The 14,022-nt window shown below is 65.7% G+C and carries 15 protein-coding genes; 8 read left to right on the top strand and 7 right to left on the bottom strand.

From position 1 onward, the window contains the following. Positions 1-41: 41 nt before the first annotated feature. The 3 genes from ACXMDY_RS10395 (at position 42) to ACXMDY_RS10385 (ending at position 4,458) form a co-directional block, all read left to right on the top strand. Positions 42-1,673, top strand: a complete 1,632-nt coding sequence (locus tag ACXMDY_RS10395; RefSeq protein ID WP_259701913.1) for an iron uptake porin — start codon at positions 42-44, stop codon at positions 1,671-1,673. 312 nt (positions 1,674-1,985) lie between these two features. After that, complete coding sequence (locus tag ACXMDY_RS10390) at positions 1,986-3,677, top strand: iron uptake porin (protein WP_259701914.1); 1,692 nt, start codon at positions 1,986-1,988, stop codon at positions 3,675-3,677. Between the two features lie 91 nt (positions 3,678-3,768). Next, complete coding sequence (locus ACXMDY_RS10385) at positions 3,769-4,458, top strand: J domain-containing protein (RefSeq protein WP_259701915.1); 690 nt, start codon at positions 3,769-3,771, stop codon at positions 4,456-4,458. Between the two features lie 16 nt (positions 4,459-4,474). Here the strand turns inward: ACXMDY_RS10385 and ndhO are convergent, their stop codons facing one another. After that, a complete protein-coding gene (gene ndhO / locus ACXMDY_RS10380; protein WP_259701916.1) occupies positions 4,475-4,702 on the bottom strand; it encodes an NAD(P)H-quinone oxidoreductase subunit O in 228 nt (75 codons plus the stop codon). A gap of 56 nt (positions 4,703-4,758) precedes the next feature. Here ndhO and ACXMDY_RS10375 point away from each other — a divergent pair, with 56 nt between their 5' ends. Beyond that, on the top strand, positions 4,759-6,006 hold the full coding sequence (locus ACXMDY_RS10375) for a cation:proton antiporter domain-containing protein (protein ID WP_259701917.1): 1,248 nt from the start codon (positions 4,759-4,761) through the stop codon (positions 6,004-6,006). Positions 6,007-6,034: 28 nt separating this feature from the next. After that, positions 6,035-6,970, top strand: coding sequence for a TIGR01777 family oxidoreductase (locus tag ACXMDY_RS10370; protein ID WP_259701918.1), 936 nt, complete (start codon positions 6,035-6,037; stop codon positions 6,968-6,970). Here ACXMDY_RS10370 and ACXMDY_RS10365 read toward each other — a convergent pair. From ACXMDY_RS10365 to ACXMDY_RS10350, 4 genes are read right to left on the bottom strand one after another with little or no spacing between them, the layout of a single operon-like run. Continuing rightward, positions 6,906-7,190: a hypothetical protein gene (locus ACXMDY_RS10365; protein WP_457767604.1), complete on the bottom strand. Its 285-nt coding sequence runs from the start codon at positions 7,188-7,190 to the stop codon at positions 6,906-6,908. The genes ACXMDY_RS10370 and ACXMDY_RS10365 overlap by 65 nt on opposite strands. Continuing rightward, entirely contained in the window at positions 7,183-8,385 is a 1,203-nt protein-coding gene (locus ACXMDY_RS10360) for a lipid-A-disaccharide synthase-related protein (RefSeq protein ID WP_259701920.1), read from the bottom strand. Before ACXMDY_RS10360 ends, ACXMDY_RS10365 begins: the two co-directional genes overlap by 8 nt. A gap of 29 nt (positions 8,386-8,414) precedes the next feature. Continuing rightward, positions 8,415-8,843 carry a hypothetical protein gene (locus ACXMDY_RS10355; protein WP_259701921.1) on the bottom strand — a complete coding sequence of 143 codons (429 nt, stop codon included), beginning with the start codon at positions 8,841-8,843 and terminating at the stop codon, positions 8,415-8,417. Between the two features lie 51 nt (positions 8,844-8,894). After that, positions 8,895-9,305, bottom strand: coding sequence for a HesB/IscA family protein (locus ACXMDY_RS10350; protein ID WP_259701922.1), 411 nt, complete (start codon positions 9,303-9,305; stop codon positions 8,895-8,897). Positions 9,306-9,426: 121 nt separating this feature from the next. On the opposite strand from ACXMDY_RS10350, the gene zds reads away from it, so the two are divergent. The 3 genes from zds to ACXMDY_RS10335 are packed head-to-tail and all read left to right on the top strand — an operon-like array spanning position 9,427 to position 11,930. Beyond that, a complete protein-coding gene (zds, locus tag ACXMDY_RS10345; protein ID WP_259701951.1) occupies positions 9,427-10,905 on the top strand; it encodes a 9,9'-di-cis-zeta-carotene desaturase in 1,479 nt (492 codons plus the stop codon). A gap of 4 nt (positions 10,906-10,909) precedes the next feature. Further along, positions 10,910-11,356 carry an SRPBCC family protein gene (locus ACXMDY_RS10340; RefSeq protein WP_259701923.1) on the top strand — a complete coding sequence of 149 codons (447 nt, stop codon included), beginning with the start codon at positions 10,910-10,912 and terminating at the stop codon, positions 11,354-11,356. 10 nt (positions 11,357-11,366) lie between these two features. Further along, the gene (locus tag ACXMDY_RS10335; RefSeq protein ID WP_259701924.1) at positions 11,367-11,930 is read left to right on the top strand and encodes a hypothetical protein; all 564 of its coding nucleotides are present in this window, start codon (positions 11,367-11,369) and stop codon (positions 11,928-11,930) included. Here ACXMDY_RS10335 and ACXMDY_RS10330 read toward each other — a convergent pair. Both ACXMDY_RS10330 and ACXMDY_RS10325 read right to left on the bottom strand, forming a co-directional pair. After that, positions 11,911-12,768, bottom strand: coding sequence for a uroporphyrinogen-III synthase (locus ACXMDY_RS10330; RefSeq protein ID WP_259701925.1), 858 nt, complete (start codon positions 12,766-12,768; stop codon positions 11,911-11,913). The genes ACXMDY_RS10335 and ACXMDY_RS10330 overlap by 20 nt on opposite strands. A gap of 4 nt (positions 12,769-12,772) precedes the next feature. Next, complete coding sequence (locus ACXMDY_RS10325; RefSeq protein WP_259701926.1) at positions 12,773-13,966, bottom strand: glycosyltransferase; 1,194 nt, start codon at positions 13,964-13,966, stop codon at positions 12,773-12,775. Between the last annotated feature and the right edge of the window lie 56 nt (positions 13,967-14,022).

The following is a 14,022-nucleotide window of genomic DNA, read 5'->3' as shown; positions in this document are numbered from 1 at the left end:
TGGTGTTGTGCGCTTTGCGCCATCTCGTGTGTGAGGAATCCATGAAACTTTTCCAGCAACTGCTGCTGGCGCCGGCAGCCCTCGGTCTGCTCGCCCCCATGGCCGTTTCGGCCTCCGAGCTCAACATTGACGGCGTCAACAAGTACGCCGGCTCTGAAGAGCAGGTCACCAGCATCACCCAGTTCTCCGATGTGCAGCCCACCGAGTGGGCCTACCAGGCGCTCTCCAACCTGGTGGAGCGTTACGGCTGCGTGGCTGGTTATCCCGATGGCACCTTCCGTGGCAAGAAGCCGCTGAGCCGCTGGGAAGCTGCCGCCCTTCTCAACGCCTGCCTCGACCGGATCACTGAGGTGACCGACGAACTCCGTCGCCTGATGAAGGAGTTCGAAACCGAGCTGGCCGTGCTCAAGGGCCGCGTCGATGGCCTCGAAGCCAAAGTGGGTGAGCTGGAGGCCAATCAGTTCTCCACCACCACCAAGCTGAAAGGTCAGGCCACCTTCGTGATCGGCGCCAACGCCTACGGCCCAAGCGACAACAACTTCACCGACTCCGTGCGCGCCGCCCAGGGAGCAACCGCGTTCAACTACGACCTGCGGATCGACCTGGACACCAGCTTCACCGGGAAAGACCTGCTTCGCACCCGCCTGCGCGCCGGCAACTTCGGTGACAGCCCCTTCGGCCAACCCATTGTCGGCCTCAACGCTCTGGAAGTGGGCTTCGAGGGCCCTCCCGGTCCTGACTCCGTCATGATCAACCGGCTCTTCTACCAGTTCCCCCTCGGCAGTTCTTTCACCGTCACCGCCGGTCCCCGGGTCCGTCAGGACGACATGTTGGCTGTCTGGCCCAGCGTGTATCCAGCTGACACCGTTCTCGACATCTTCACCTACGCCGGCGCACCCGGCACCTACAGCCTCAACCTCGGCGCTGGTGCTGGTCTGTGGTGGAAGAGTGGCGGCTTCAGTGCCAGCCTTAACTACGTGGCCGCCAACGGCAACGTAGGTAACCCCAGTAGCAACAACGGAACTGAATGCGGTAATGGTGGTGGTAACGGCGGTGGTATCGGTAACGACTGCTCCCAGCAGACCGGAACCGCCCAGATCGCCTACACGGGTGCCAACTACGGCTTGGCTGTGGCTTACACCTATTCCACTCCCAATGGCGTGGCTGGCCTCTACGGCGGTAACGGCACTCCTCTTGCAGTGACAGCTTTCCTTGGTGCTAACTCAGTCAACTCTGTCGGCATCAGTGGTTACTGGCAGCCCTCGAACTCTGGCTGGATTCCCTCAATCAGTGGGGGCTGGGGCATCAACACCTACTCTTATAACGATGGAGGCACTGGTGAACTTGGAGAGCAATTCGGTGGCTCCACAAGCCAGTCCTGGTATGTTGGCCTTCAGTGGACCGACGTCTTCATCAAAGGCAACGCCGCTGGCATGGCTGTGGGTCAACCCACTTTCCTGACCCAGACCGGCGACAATTCCACCTTTGACGCCAACGACGGGCAATATGCCTGGGAGTGGTGGTACAAGTTCCAAGTCACTGACAACATCAGCGTTACCCCTGCGATCTACTACCTCAGTGCTCCTCTGGGCCAGCTTCAGAGAGGCCCTGGTGGTGCTGTCGAGGATTTCAACAACTTTGGCGGCCTGCTCAAGACTACCTTCAAGTTCTGATATCTCAGCAACCAACATGAAACCTGGCTGATCCCTCACATCCATCAGCCTGGTTTCTTTTCTTCAAGCTCATTTGAGCCTAAATTGTTTCATCCTTGTTTCCTTGGCCGCAGCTTTTTGTTGCGGCTTTTTTGTGTGTGTTGATTGGCCTGCCTCGCCCTGGATTGGTCCTTGATGGCGCAACCTGGCTGCGGCAAGTTGGCGTATCCTGCGATACATCATCCAGTTCTATTTTGATGGTTTCAAGAGGCCGCATCCGATACACTTTGCGCAGCTTCCAATGGAAGCCCCCTCAATTGGTGTGAGGATCCAATGAAACCGTTCCAGCAGCTCCTGCTGGCGCCTGTGGCCCTTGGGATGTTCAGTCCCCTGGCCGCTTCCGCCGCAGATCTCAATCTTGATGGCATCAACAAGTATGCCCGGCCTGCTTCGGCTAAAAGCCAGAACCAGGTCACCAGCATCAGCCAGTTCTCCGATGTTCAACCCACCGAGTGGGCCTATCAGGCGCTCTCCAACCTGGTTGAGCAATATGGTTGCGTGGCGGGATATCCCGATGGCACCTTCCGCGGCAAGCAGCCGCTGAGCCGCTGGGAAGCCGCTGCTCTGCTCAACGCCTGCCTCGATCGGATCACCGAGGTAACCGACGAATTGCGGCGGTTGATGAAGGAGTTCGAGGCCGAACTCGCCGTGCTCAAGGGCCGGGTCGATGGCCTTGAGGCCAAGGTGGGTGAACTCGAAGCCAGCCAGTTCTCCACCACCACCAAACTCCAGGGTGAAGCCAACTTCGTGCTTGGTGCCCTCAGCGCCGGCGGTGATCGCAACGGTCCTATCGCTGGCGTGCCCACTGGTTTGGGCAGGAACACGTCAGACCTGTATAACCAGGCGAATGGCGCCACCACCTTCAGCTACGACGTCCGCCTCAACCTGCTGACTAGCTTCACCGGCAAGGACCTGCTTTACACCCGGCTGCGTTCCGGCAACTTCGCCAATGCATTCGGTGCAGGCAGTGGTGATCCGGTTAACCTGACCAACCTCGACAAGTCCAGCAACGGCTTTGGCGGCTCCGATGGGGTTGGCATCGATCGTCTCTACTACCGCTTCCCCGTTGGTAAGGAGTTCAGCTTCATTGTTGGTCCCAAGGCCCGGAACACTGAGTCGCTGGCAGTGAACCCCTCGGTTTACAACGCCAATATCCTTGATTACTTCTCCGTCCACGGTGCGCCTGGTGTCTACAACAAGGCCACCGGTTCCCTGCTGGCAGGCATCTGGAAGCAGAACGTCAAGAAGGGGCAAGGTGCCTTCAGTTTCGGTGCCAGTTACGTGGCTCAGACGGGCAACGTGGGCACCGTTTATGAAGGCAATCCGTTTGCCTGCTCCGGTGGCGAAGGCGGCATCGGTGCTGATTGCTCCCGCGGCAACTTCCTGGCCCAGCTGAACTACACGGCTCCCCAGTGGAACATCTCCCTGGCTTATCGCTACGGTCAGGCCGCCACCAACTTCCGGCGCAGCACTGGCTTTGCCGCCTCGAACAGCTCCTTCCTGGCCAACGGTGATTCCAACAACTTCGCCGTCAACGCCTACTGGCAACCCAAGAAGCCCGGCTTCGTTCCATCTCTGAGTGTGGGTTGGGGTATCAACACCCTTTCGGGCAACGACACCAGGACCACCGGCGCTGAGTTCGTACAGCCCTACGTCACTCAGTCTCAGAGCTGGTTCGCCGGTCTGCAGTGGAGTGATGTGTTTGCCAAGGGCAATGCCGCCGGCATGGCCGTTGGTCAGGGCACCTTCGCCACTCAGTTGTCTCGTGGCACCAACGACAACGCCAACACCACCCCCGACGATGGCAACTACGTCTGGGAATGGTGGTATCGCTTCCGGGTTTCCGACAACATCTCGGTCACCCCGGCGATCTTCTACCTGAGCCGTCCCCTGGGCCAGAACACCGGCAGCGACGACACCTTCAATGTGTTCGGCGGCCTGGTTCAGACCACCTTCCGGTTCTGATTCACGGCCCCAAGCTCCTCACACACCAGCAACCCCCGGCAACGGGGGTTTTTTGCTGGCTGATCACTGCCTTCCGGCCCGGCCCGTGGCGATGATGGTGTGTCTGTTCGGTGCATCGCTGGTGCCTTCCACCAAACCAGAGCTCTACGCCGTTCTGGGGGTGGCGCCCGGCTCCAGTGCCGCCGCGATCAAGGCGGCCTATCGCGCCCTGGTCAAACGGCATCACCCCGATGCCGGCGGTGATGCCACCGTGATCCTGGCCCTCAACGAGGCCTGGGCGGTGCTGGGCGATGCGGAGCAGCGCCGCCACTACGACGCCGAGCGTGCCGGCTTCGTGGCCGCTATTCCCGCCGTGCCAATGCGTCAGCGCGGGCGCTCCAGGGACAGCGAACTGGTTGCCTGGCTGCAGCAGGTCTACGGCCCGATCGATCGTCTGCTCGCCCAGGTGATCAACCCCTTCCCCGCCCAGTTGCGGGCCCTCTCGGCCGATCCCTACGACGACGCCCTGATGGAGGCCTTCTGCGTTTTTCTGGCCCAGAGCAAAGCCAAACTTGAGAAGGTGGAGGCCCTGTTCCGTTCCCTGGCCTGCCCTGCCGCCGCCAAGGGATTCGGCCTCAGCCTCTACCACTGCCTCAGCCAGGTGCAGGATGCCCTGGCTGAACTGGAGCGCTACACCATGGGTTATGTGGACAGCTACCTCAGGGATGGCCGCGAAATGCTGCGTGAAGCCAAGCACCGCCGCAGCCTTCTGCATCAGGAGCGCCGCCGGCTGGAACTCTGAGGCGCGGGGATCCGGCTCAGAAGGTTTCGAGCTGATTCAGCCGGAGCCAGATGTCGGGTACCGGCAGGCTCCAGTGCAGCTGGGCGTAATCGCCCTTGATCGCCAGCACTTCGCCGGGCCCTTCGAACAGATAAGCAGGCGGTGTGGGGTCGCTGGCCGCTGCTTCGAGGCTGCCGGCATAGGCGGCCGCATTCACCTTCACCAGGGAGCCCTTCTTGATCGCGGCGGTGGGAGTTTCGGCCATCAGGCGAAAAGGCGGCCCGATCAGGCTATAACCACTCCCACTGGATTGGTCTTCTGTTGGGAACGAACCTGGCCATGGCGCTGGCTGTGTTCGGCGCCCTGCTGCTGGCCGCTGTTCTGCTCGATTCGCTGGCCATCAAGGTCCGTGTGCCGGGAATTCTGCTGGTGCTTGTGCTCGGTTTGCTCACCGATAACAACCTTGAAGCCCTGCCCGGCGAACCCCTGCCGCTGCTCAGCCTCCCCAGGGCCGAATTGGTGGCCCAGGTTGCCTTGGTGCTGGTGCTCTTCTTCGGAGGGCTCACCACCAACTGGCGCCGGGTCCGCTCCGTGATCCGCCCGGCCACCCGCCTGGCCACAGCCGGCTCCCTGATCACCGCCCTGCTGGTGATGGCTGTGGTGCTGGGTTTGCAGTACCTCCCCGGCGGCGAGATCCCCGCCAGCCTGCCGCTGGCACTGTTCGTCGGAGCGATGGTCTGCAGCACCGATGCCTCGGCGGTGCTGGCGATGCTGCGCCCCCTCTCAGGCCTGCTGCCCCTGCGGCTGCTCGCCTTGATCGAGGTGGAATCGGCGGTGAACGATCCGGTGGCTGTTGTGTTCTCCGGCCTCGCCCTCGCCATGGCAGGGGGGGCCGTCACGGCGCCTTCAGGGCTGGTGATCGACGTGGTGCGCCAGTTCCTCTTGGGTGGTCTGTTGGGTTTCATGGGCGGCAGCATCGCCCAGTTCCTGCTCGCGAAGCACCGCAGTAAGGCCAGCCCCTCCCTGCTGGCGGTGATGAGCCTGGCGGAACTGATGCTGCTGGTGGGAGCCACCGAGCTGCTTGGTGGCAGTGGCCTGCTGGCGGCCTTCATCGCCGGCCTGGTGCTGGGCAACAGCCCCGATGGAGATCAGCCGGCCCTGGAGGAGGCCCATGCCGGCTTCACCAAGCTGGCGGAGCTGCTGCTGTTCCTCTGCATGGGGCTTGTGGTGGACCCCCGGGAGGTGGTTCAGACCTTTGGCTGGGCGGTGGTGTTGTTCCTGGCCATGCTGCTGGCGCGCTGGCTGATGGTGCAGGGACTGCTGGTGCGGAGCGGCTACAACCAGGCCGAAAAGCTGTTTGTGGGAATGGCCGGGCTGCGCGGCGCCGTGCCGATCGCGATGGCGATCCAGGCCGCCGCCAGTGGGGTGTCCTGGGGGCACCTGATGCCGCCCCTGGCGCTCGGGGTCGTGTTGCTGGGCCTGCTGGGTCAGGGCTTCGCCCTGGTGCCACTGGCGCGCCGCCTCGGCCTCACCGACCCCCCACCGGCCCTGGCGAGCCCTGGCTCCTAGCCTGTTCCCCTGCCGCCGGATCACAGTCATGCGCCTGCTTCTGCTGGGATGCACCGGGTTCATCGGGCGTGCCCTGGTGCCCCTGCTGCTGGAGCGGGGCCATTCCTGCAGCGTGGTGAGCCGCCGTTCCGGCAGCCTTGCGGGCCTGGAGCACTCCGGGCTCCAACGGCTCGTGGCCGATCCCGCCCTGGCGGCCAGCTGGCAGCGGCCCGAGCTGGGCGAGGCCCTGGCCGCGGCCGAAGGGGTGGTGAACCTGGCCGGGGAGCCGATCGCCGAGAAGCGCTGGACGGCCGAGCAGGTGCGCCTGCTGTTCGACAGCCGCCTGCAGCCCACCCGGCTGCTGGTGGAGGCGATGGCGGCGCTCCAGTCCGGGCCGGCGGTGCTGGTCAGCGGCTCGGCCGTGGGGTACTACGGCAGCAGCCTGGAGCGGCGGTTCAGCGAGGCGAGCCCTGCCGCTGACGATGTTCTCGGCCGGCTCTGCAGCCAGTGGGAGGCGGCGGCGGATGGGGCGGCGGCCTTCGCCCGGGTTGTGAAGCTGCGGATCGGCATCGTGCTCGGTGCCGATGGCGGCGCCCTGGGCAAGATGCTGCCGGTGTTCCGTGCCGGGCTGGGTGGCCCGATCGGCTCGGGCGGCCAGTGGATGAGCTGGATCCATCGCGATGACCTCTGCAGCCTGATCGCCCAGGCGCTGGAGGATCCCGGCTACCGGGGCGTCTACAACGCTGTGGCGCCGAAGCCGGTTTCGATGGCGGGGTTTGCCGCTGCCCTCGGCAGGGTGCTGGGCCGGCCCAGCCTGCTGCCGGTGCCCGGCCCCATGCTGCAACTCCTGCTGGGTGACGGGGCCCAGGTGGTGCTTCAGGGCCAGGAGGTGGTGCCGCAGCGTCTGCTGGATCAGGGCTTCAACTTCCGCTACCCGGAACTTGCCGCGGCCCTCGCCGCTGCCACCAGCCCAGCACGCCGCTGAGCACCGATGCGGCCATCAGCACGCCGATGGCCGGGGTGAACAGCGGGGTCCAGAGCCGTTGAAACAGGACAAGCGGTGCCTCCACCTTCTGGCTGTGCAGCCCGATCGCCAGGGCGAACCAGAGTGCTCCACTGATCACCACGAACACATTCAGCACCAGCAGGTTGTCGAGCCAACCCTTCAGACGCATGCTCAGGGAAGGCAAAGCCGGTTCAGTCATCCAGCAAGGCCAGGATCTGCTCCGCCATTCTCGCTGAACCGCCCGGGCCGCCGATCCGCTCCAGCCCATTGGCTCGGCAGCGGTTCGCCAGGCTGGTGCCGGCGCCGAGGGCTTCGAGCTGCTCCTGCAGCAGCCGGGCGGTGCCGGCCAGGCTCAGGGCGGTTCCCGGTTCCCCGGCGCTGCAGACCACCGAGGGTCCGAGCAGCCGCCGCTGGGCTTCGGCAAAGGCAGGGGTGAACTGCGGTCCGAACCCGGCCAGCTGGATCACCGGTTTCCCCAGCCCGACCGCCTGTTCAGCGGCGGTGCCGGTCATTGAGAGCACAAGGCTGGCCTGTTGCAGGACGGCGGGGAAGCGCCCCCAGTGCAGCCGCAGCTCCAGTGGACCCTGCCGCAGGCTGCGGTTCTCCAGCCTCCAGTTCAGCCGGGCCGCCACCGCTGCGATCCGCTCCGGTGTGAACGCTTTGACCAGGGCCGCGTCCAGGCCAAGGCAAGCCGGTTGCTGCAGATCGGCTGGAAGCGCTTCGAGCACCGCAAGCATCGATTCCAGGTTCCGCTCCGCTTCCGGCAGCCGGCTTCCCGGCAGCAGACAGACTGAGCGTGGCTCTGATTCTGTGGATGGTTCACGGCCGTCTGGCTGTGGAGCGTCCGTCAGTGCGGGATCGAGAAAGGGGTTGCCGAGAAAGTCCACCGCCCGCCCCAGCTGGGCGGTGAGATCACTGGCCGTCAAGGCATCGCGGCTGAACAGGCGGCGAAACCGCCGCTGCTTCAGGCAGAGACCGCACGGCCACGGCAGTCGCAGCCTGCCCTCGTAGTGGCTGGAGTAGGCCACGAGATAGGTCACCACCGGCCGGCGGCTCCACCAGGCGGCCAGCACCGGGATCACATCGCCGACCACCACCACCAGATCGGCCGTTCGGCTCTGGCGCAGGAACAGGCCCAGCCGGCCGAGCAGGTAGGCCAGCTGACCTTGAAACAGTTCGGTCAGCCGGCCGCCCAGGCTCGTGTAGCCGAGACCGCCGGTGCTGAATTCGCGGGTGGCTCCCAGCACCTCGATGCCCGCCTGTCGGTAGGCCGCGCCATGCCCCACCAGCGGCAGGGCCTGCACGATCACCCCGCCGGCCTGGAGCCGAGCGCCGATCAGGCTGCCGCTCAGATCCTCGCCGTGGCCGTTGCTGAGCAGGAGAACGCGCTGCATGGGGCTGGCCCCTCCAGAAGACCTGCCGCTCAACCCTGCAGCCAGTTCCGCACCTTCTCCAGGGAGGTCCAGCCGGGCTTGCGGCTCAGGCCATCGCTGATCGAACCCTGCAGTTCGGTGGCCAGCTCAGGCGCGAGGGCCGTGACCCGCAGAACCAGGTCGATGTGTTCGCGCACCCCTTTGGCGCCGGTATCGAGCATCGCCAGGCTGAGATTCACCCGCGACTGCGGGTCCTGGGGGTTGAGTTTCACCGCCGTCCGGGCCGATCGCAGCGCCTGCTCCGGCTGATCCTCCAGCAGTTGCAACCAGGCCAGGCAGGTCCAGGCAGCGGCCAGGCGCGGAGCCTGGGCCGTGATCGCCAGAAATTCGTCGATCAGCTCGGCGGCTGGAGCGCCCTGCCGGTAGCGGTCGATCGCCTGATCGAACTGGGATTCCGCAGAAGAACTGGTGGCCGTCATCGGCAGCGGCGGTGGTCGAAAGGGATGGGCTCAGGTTCCCACGCTGCCGGCTCAGACGGCGAAGGAACTGCCGCAGCCACAGGTCTGGCTGGCGTTCGGGTTGGTGAAGTTGAAGCCGCCGCCGATCAGCGCGGAGCTGAAATCCAGTTGCATGCCGTAGATGTAAAGCAGGCTTTTGGGGTCACACACCACCCGGAAGCTGGCGGCCCCCGCCGGTTCATACACGTACACCTCGTCATCGGCCTGGATCGCATCAGCGGCCACGAAATCCATCGTGTAGCTCATGCCGCTGCAGCCACCGGAGCGCACACCCACCCGCAGCAGCTTCTCCTCACCCTGTTGCTGGGTGAGGCCGGCCAGTTGCTTCATGGCGGGGTCGGTGATCAGGATTCCCTTGCCGTCCTTGCCGGTGTGGGTGGCCGGAGCCTGGTCTGCCGTCACCGTTGCGATCGAGCTGCTCATGGGGGCGCCTGTGGGGTCTTGAGGAATTCGCTGCATCCACTCTATGGAGGCTTCCCGGCTTCTGAACAACCGCCGCCGCGACGGTCGGCTCCATAGAGTCGGAGAAAGCGGGAGTGATGGGGTGCGGGTCGCCATCGTGGGTGCGGGTCTGGCGGGCTTGTCAGCGGCCGTCGACCTCTGTGATGCCGGCCACCAGGTCGACCTCTACGAGGCGCGTCCGTTCGTGGGCGGCAAGGTGGGCAGCTGGGTGGATGGCGACGGCAACCACATCGAGATGGGGCTGCACGTTTTCTTCTTCAACTACGCCAACCTCTTTGCCCTGATGCGCAAGGTGGGAGCCTTCGAGAACCTGCTGCCCAAGGACCACACTCACCTGTTCGTCAACAAGGGGGGGGATCTGCGGGAGCTGGATTTTCGCTTCCCGATCGGCGCCCCCTTCAATGGCCTCAAGGCCTTTTTCACCACCCCCCAGCTCGACTGGATCGACAAGCTGCGCAACGCCCTGGCTCTCGGCACCAGCCCGATCGTGCGTGGCCTGGTGGATTACGACGGAGCCATGGCGGTGATCCGCGACCTGGATCGCCTCAGTTTCAAGGCCTGGTTCGTCGGCCACGGCGGCAGTGAGCGCAGCATCGAGCGGATGTGGGACCCGATCGCCTATGCGCTCGGCTTCATCGATTGCGCCACGATCTCGGCCCGCTGCATGCTGACCATCTTCCTGATGTTCGCCACCCGCACCGAGGCCTCCCAGCTCAACCTGCTGAAGGGTTCCCCCCACCGTTGGCTGCATCAGCCGATCCTCGATTACATCGAAGCCCGTGGCGCCCATCTGCATCTGCGGCATCGCGTCAGTGAGGTGCGCTTCGAGGAGAACGGCACCGACTCCCCCCGGATCACCGACCTGCTGCTGGGCACACCCGATGGCGAGATCAGCGTGGAGGCCGATGTTTATCTGGCCGCCTGTGACGTGCCAGGCATCCAGCGGCTGCTGCCGCCGGCCTGGCGCCGTTTTCAGCAGTTCGATGACATCTACAGGCTCGAGGCGGTGCCTGTGGCAACCGTGCAGCTGCGTTATGACGGCTGGGTGACCGAACTGGGCGATTCGGAGGCCAATCAAGCCGCCCGCCGCAACCTTGAGCGCCCCGCCGGTCTCAACAACCTGCTTTACACCGCCGACGCCGATTTCAGTTGTTTCGCCGATCTGGCCCTGGCCAGCCCCGACGACTATCGCCGCCCCGGCCAGGGATCTCTGCTGCAGTGCGTGCTCACCCCCGGCGATCCCTGGATCGCCAAGGGCAACGCGGCGATCGCCGCGGCGGTGGATGGCCAGGTTCGGCAATTGTTCCCTTCCGCCCAGCCGCTCACCTTGATCTGGAGCAATGTGGTGAAATTGGCCCAGTCGCTCTATCGGGAGGCACCGGGCATGGAGCCGTTCCGTCCTCAGCAGCGCACGCCGGTGAGCAATTTCTTCCTGGCCGGCAGCTACACCCGCCAGGACTACATCGATTCCATGGAGGGCGCCACCATGAGTGGCCGTCTGGCCGCTGCCGCCATCCTTGAGCAGCCGGCCCGCCTGACCCGTTGCGCCGCGGTGGCCTGAAGCCATGGGTCGTTGGCTGGAGCACAGCGTCACCACCGAAATCACCGCTCCGGTGGAGCGGGTCTGGGAGGTGTGGAGCGATCTGGAGGCGATGCCGCGCTGGATGCGTTGGATCGAATCGGTCAAGACCCTCGACGATCCTGATCTCACCGACTGGACCCTCTCCGCCCAGGGCTTTCGTTTCCACTGGAAGGCGCGGATCTCCAAGCGAGTCGAGGCCCAGCAGCTGCACTGGGAATCGGTGGGAGGATTGCCCACCAAGGGTGCCGTGCGGTTTTACCCCCAGAGCGAATCCCTCACGGCGGTTCGTCTCACCGTCAGTTACGAGTTGCCGGGTGTGCTTGCGCCGTTGATGGAACCCGCCATCCTGGGTGGAATCGTCACCCGGGAACTCCAGGCCAATCTGGATCGCTTCAGGGATCTCGTGGAACGTGGACATCCGATCGACTGATTTGCGGGGAATGGGACACCTGGCTCTGGCTATCGCCGCCCTGGCCGCCCTGGTCGGCTGCGCCAGTGCGCCACCGCCCGGCCCCGAGGCGCTGCTGCCACCGCCTGCTCCAGCGCCGGCTGCACCGCAGCCCGCCAAGGTTGCTGGCGCTTCCAGGCCAGCGGTCGCCTCGCCGGCCACCCAGGGCTTCACGCCACTGCCCAGTCGTGAGCAGGTGCTGGCCACCACCCCGGAGCGGCGCCTCGATCCGTTCGCCCCGCTGGCCCGGCCCCGCACCGCAGCCCCAGCAGCCGCCGCAACAGGTCGGCCTGGATCCCTGGCCGTTCAGCCGCCGATCACCCTGCCGGCTGGCTTTCAGTTCAACGGTGTGGTCAGCGTCGGGGGGGTTCCCCAGGCGCTGGTCACCTACCGCAACGAGAGTGGCAGCCTCTCCAGGGGTGACCAGGGGGGGCGCACCACCCCCCTGCTGCCGATCGGCTGGAGTGTGGCCTCGATCGATGCCCAATCCGGCCACCTCCTGCTTCGCCAGGGGCAGCGGACCGTCAGCGCCAGACTCAACCCGGCGCTGCTCTGAGCTGGGGGCGGTTCGCCAGGGTATGGATGCAGGCCTGAACCAGGCCGTCCAGATCGTGGGGATCAGCTTGTCCGTCGATGCGGCCGAGCAACTCCAGGCAGGTGCGGCTGGTCTGGGGGCCGATCGTGATCAGCGCCACGGCCTCCAGTTGCCGGCGCCAATCGTCACCAAACTGCCGCTCGAACAACTGGCAGCTGTGCAGCACGGTCTTGCCGCTGCTGAAGGTGATCGCATCGATCCTCTGCTCCGCCAGGGCGGTGGCGGTGGCGGCCGGCATCTGCTGCGGGCAGCGCGACTCATAGGCGGCCACCTCGACCACCCGGGCACCGGCTTCGCCAAAGGCTTCACCCAGCAGGGTGCGACCGCCGCTCTGCACCCTCGGCAGCAGCAGGCGCAGACCCCAGCCTGAAACGGGAAAATGCTCGATCAGGCTCTCGGCCACGAAGGCAGGGGGGATGAAGTCGGCCGGGGCCCGAAGGGATTCCAGCCGTGCGGCTGTTTTGCGACCCACCGCGGCGATCTTCAGGGAACGGGGCCGGCCGGCGAGGTTGGTGCCGATCCGCTCCAGGCGCTGCTCGACGGCATCGACGCCGTTGCCGCTGGAGAAGACCAGCCAGTGGAAGTCGTCCAGTTCAGCGAGGGCATCATCAAGCGGTCCCCAGGCATCGGGAGGCCCGATCACCAGGGCGGGCAGATCAAGCACCCGGGCCCCGGCCTGCTCGAACCGTTGCCGCGCCTCACCCAGCTGTTGCTCGGCCCGGGTCACCACGATCGAGCGCCCCAGCAGCGGTGGCCCCGCTGATCCGGCGCCCCTCGCCTCACTGCTGGCTTCTGGCATCGGTTCAGGCATCGAGCCTCACCATCGCACCGGCCTGGCGCAGCAACTGGTCGGCGTCCAGGGCGCGTCCCTGGCGGCGCAGCAGGCGGATCGCCTGGCTGAAATGGCTGCGGGCCCCATCGATGTTGCCCCCCAGCAGTTGGGCTGCCGCCAGGTTCTGGTGGGTTTCGGCCTGGCTGGGGTTCAGGCGCAAGGACTGGCCGTAGGCCTCGATCGCGCCGGCGATGTCGCCGAGGCGGCGGCGGATCAGCCCGAGGTTCCCCCAGCCGAGCGCCACTTCCGGCGCCCGCCGGGTGGCGGTTTCCGCCAGGGCCAGGGCGGCTTGGGCGTTTCCCTGACGCAGCAGCAGCGCCGCCAGATTCAGCTGCGCCCCCAGGCTGAGGCGAGGGTTCAACGGAATGGCCAGGGCCTGGCGGTAAAGGTCGATGGCCCGCTCGGAATCCAGAGCCGCCGTGGCGATCGCCAGGTGAAAGAGAAGTTCGTAGCGTTGCGGGTGGGCCTGCTCGGGGCAGTGGGCCAGCCCTGCTTCCAGGCGGCTGATGGCCTGCCGATGGCGTCCTTCGCTGATCTCCAGGCCTCCCAGCTTGGCGCTCGCATAGGGATCAGAGGGGTTGTCGCGCAGGTCCTGCTCCATGGCCAGGCGTAGGCGTTCGGCCTTGTCCCCGGCCGCCAGCAGCTCCGGTCGGTAGCCGTCATGCACCAGGGCGGGCAGGGGGCATTCAGCGACGCGCCAACCGGGTTCGCGCGCGATCAGCGCCGCCACGCTGTCATCCACCATCGCGTGATATGGCCGGCTCCAGTGGATCGCCGGGTGGCGGCGAAACAGCCTGCTCACGCTGGAATAGGGAGATTGCTCGGCGCCGCGCTCCAGCCGCAGCAGGTTGATCAGCAGCACGTCGGGGAGGGCCATCAGGGCCCGCAGCGGGGCTCTGGCTTCCGGCAGGAGCTGCTCATCGGCATCGAGCACCAGCACCCAATCGCCGCTCACCGATTCCAGGGCCAGGTTGCGGGCTGGTGCGAAATCCCCCGGCCAGGCGATCTGGTGCACCGTGGCGCCGTGGCGCCTGGCGATCTCCACGCTGTCATCCTGCGAGCCGGTGTCCACCACCACCAGCTCATCGACGAAACCCGCCACCGACGCCAGGCAGGACCCAAGCCGCTCGGCCTCATCCCGCACGATCATCGAGAGGCTGAGCATCGGCGGCCTGGTTGGGTCAGCAGAGCCTAAAGGCGGTTTTCGCCGCGCCCTGGAAC

The sequence above is a fragment of the Cyanobium sp. ULC082 genome, assembly GCF_977927535.1.
This window is presented reverse-complemented; position numbering and strand designations above follow the sequence as displayed.

Excerpts from the sequence above, each read along its gene's own strand:
- ACXMDY_RS10395 (WP_259701913.1), top strand. The coding sequence starts at position 42 with ATGAAACTTTTCCAGCAACTGCTGCTGGCGCCGGCAGCCCTCGGTCTG.
- ACXMDY_RS10390 (WP_259701914.1), top strand. The coding sequence starts at position 1,986 with ATGAAACCGTTCCAGCAGCTCCTGCTGGCGCCTGTGGCCCTTGGGATG.
- ACXMDY_RS10385 (WP_259701915.1), top strand. The coding sequence starts at position 3,769 with ATGATGGTGTGTCTGTTCGGTGCATCGCTGGTGCCTTCCACCAAACCA.
- ndhO (WP_259701916.1), bottom strand. The coding sequence starts at position 4,702 with ATGGCCGAAACTCCCACCGCCGCGATCAAGAAGGGCTCCCTGGTGAAG.
- ACXMDY_RS10370 (WP_259701918.1), top strand. The coding sequence starts at position 6,035 with ATGCGCCTGCTTCTGCTGGGATGCACCGGGTTCATCGGGCGTGCCCTG.
- ACXMDY_RS10365 (WP_457767604.1), bottom strand. The coding sequence starts at position 7,190 with ATGACTGAACCGGCTTTGCCTTCCCTGAGCATGCGTCTGAAGGGTTGG.
- ACXMDY_RS10360 (WP_259701920.1), bottom strand. The coding sequence starts at position 8,385 with ATGCAGCGCGTTCTCCTGCTCAGCAACGGCCACGGCGAGGATCTGAGC.
- ACXMDY_RS10355 (WP_259701921.1), bottom strand. The coding sequence starts at position 8,843 with ATGACGGCCACCAGTTCTTCTGCGGAATCCCAGTTCGATCAGGCGATC.
- ACXMDY_RS10350 (WP_259701922.1), bottom strand. The coding sequence starts at position 9,305 with ATGAGCAGCTCGATCGCAACGGTGACGGCAGACCAGGCTCCGGCCACC.
- ACXMDY_RS10340 (WP_259701923.1), top strand. The coding sequence starts at position 10,910 with ATGGGTCGTTGGCTGGAGCACAGCGTCACCACCGAAATCACCGCTCCG.
- ACXMDY_RS10335 (WP_259701924.1), top strand. The coding sequence starts at position 11,367 with ATGGGACACCTGGCTCTGGCTATCGCCGCCCTGGCCGCCCTGGTCGGC.
- ACXMDY_RS10330 (WP_259701925.1), bottom strand. The coding sequence starts at position 12,768 with ATGCCAGAAGCCAGCAGTGAGGCGAGGGGCGCCGGATCAGCGGGGCCA.
- ACXMDY_RS10325 (WP_259701926.1), bottom strand. The coding sequence starts at position 13,966 with ATGCTCAGCCTCTCGATGATCGTGCGGGATGAGGCCGAGCGGCTTGGG.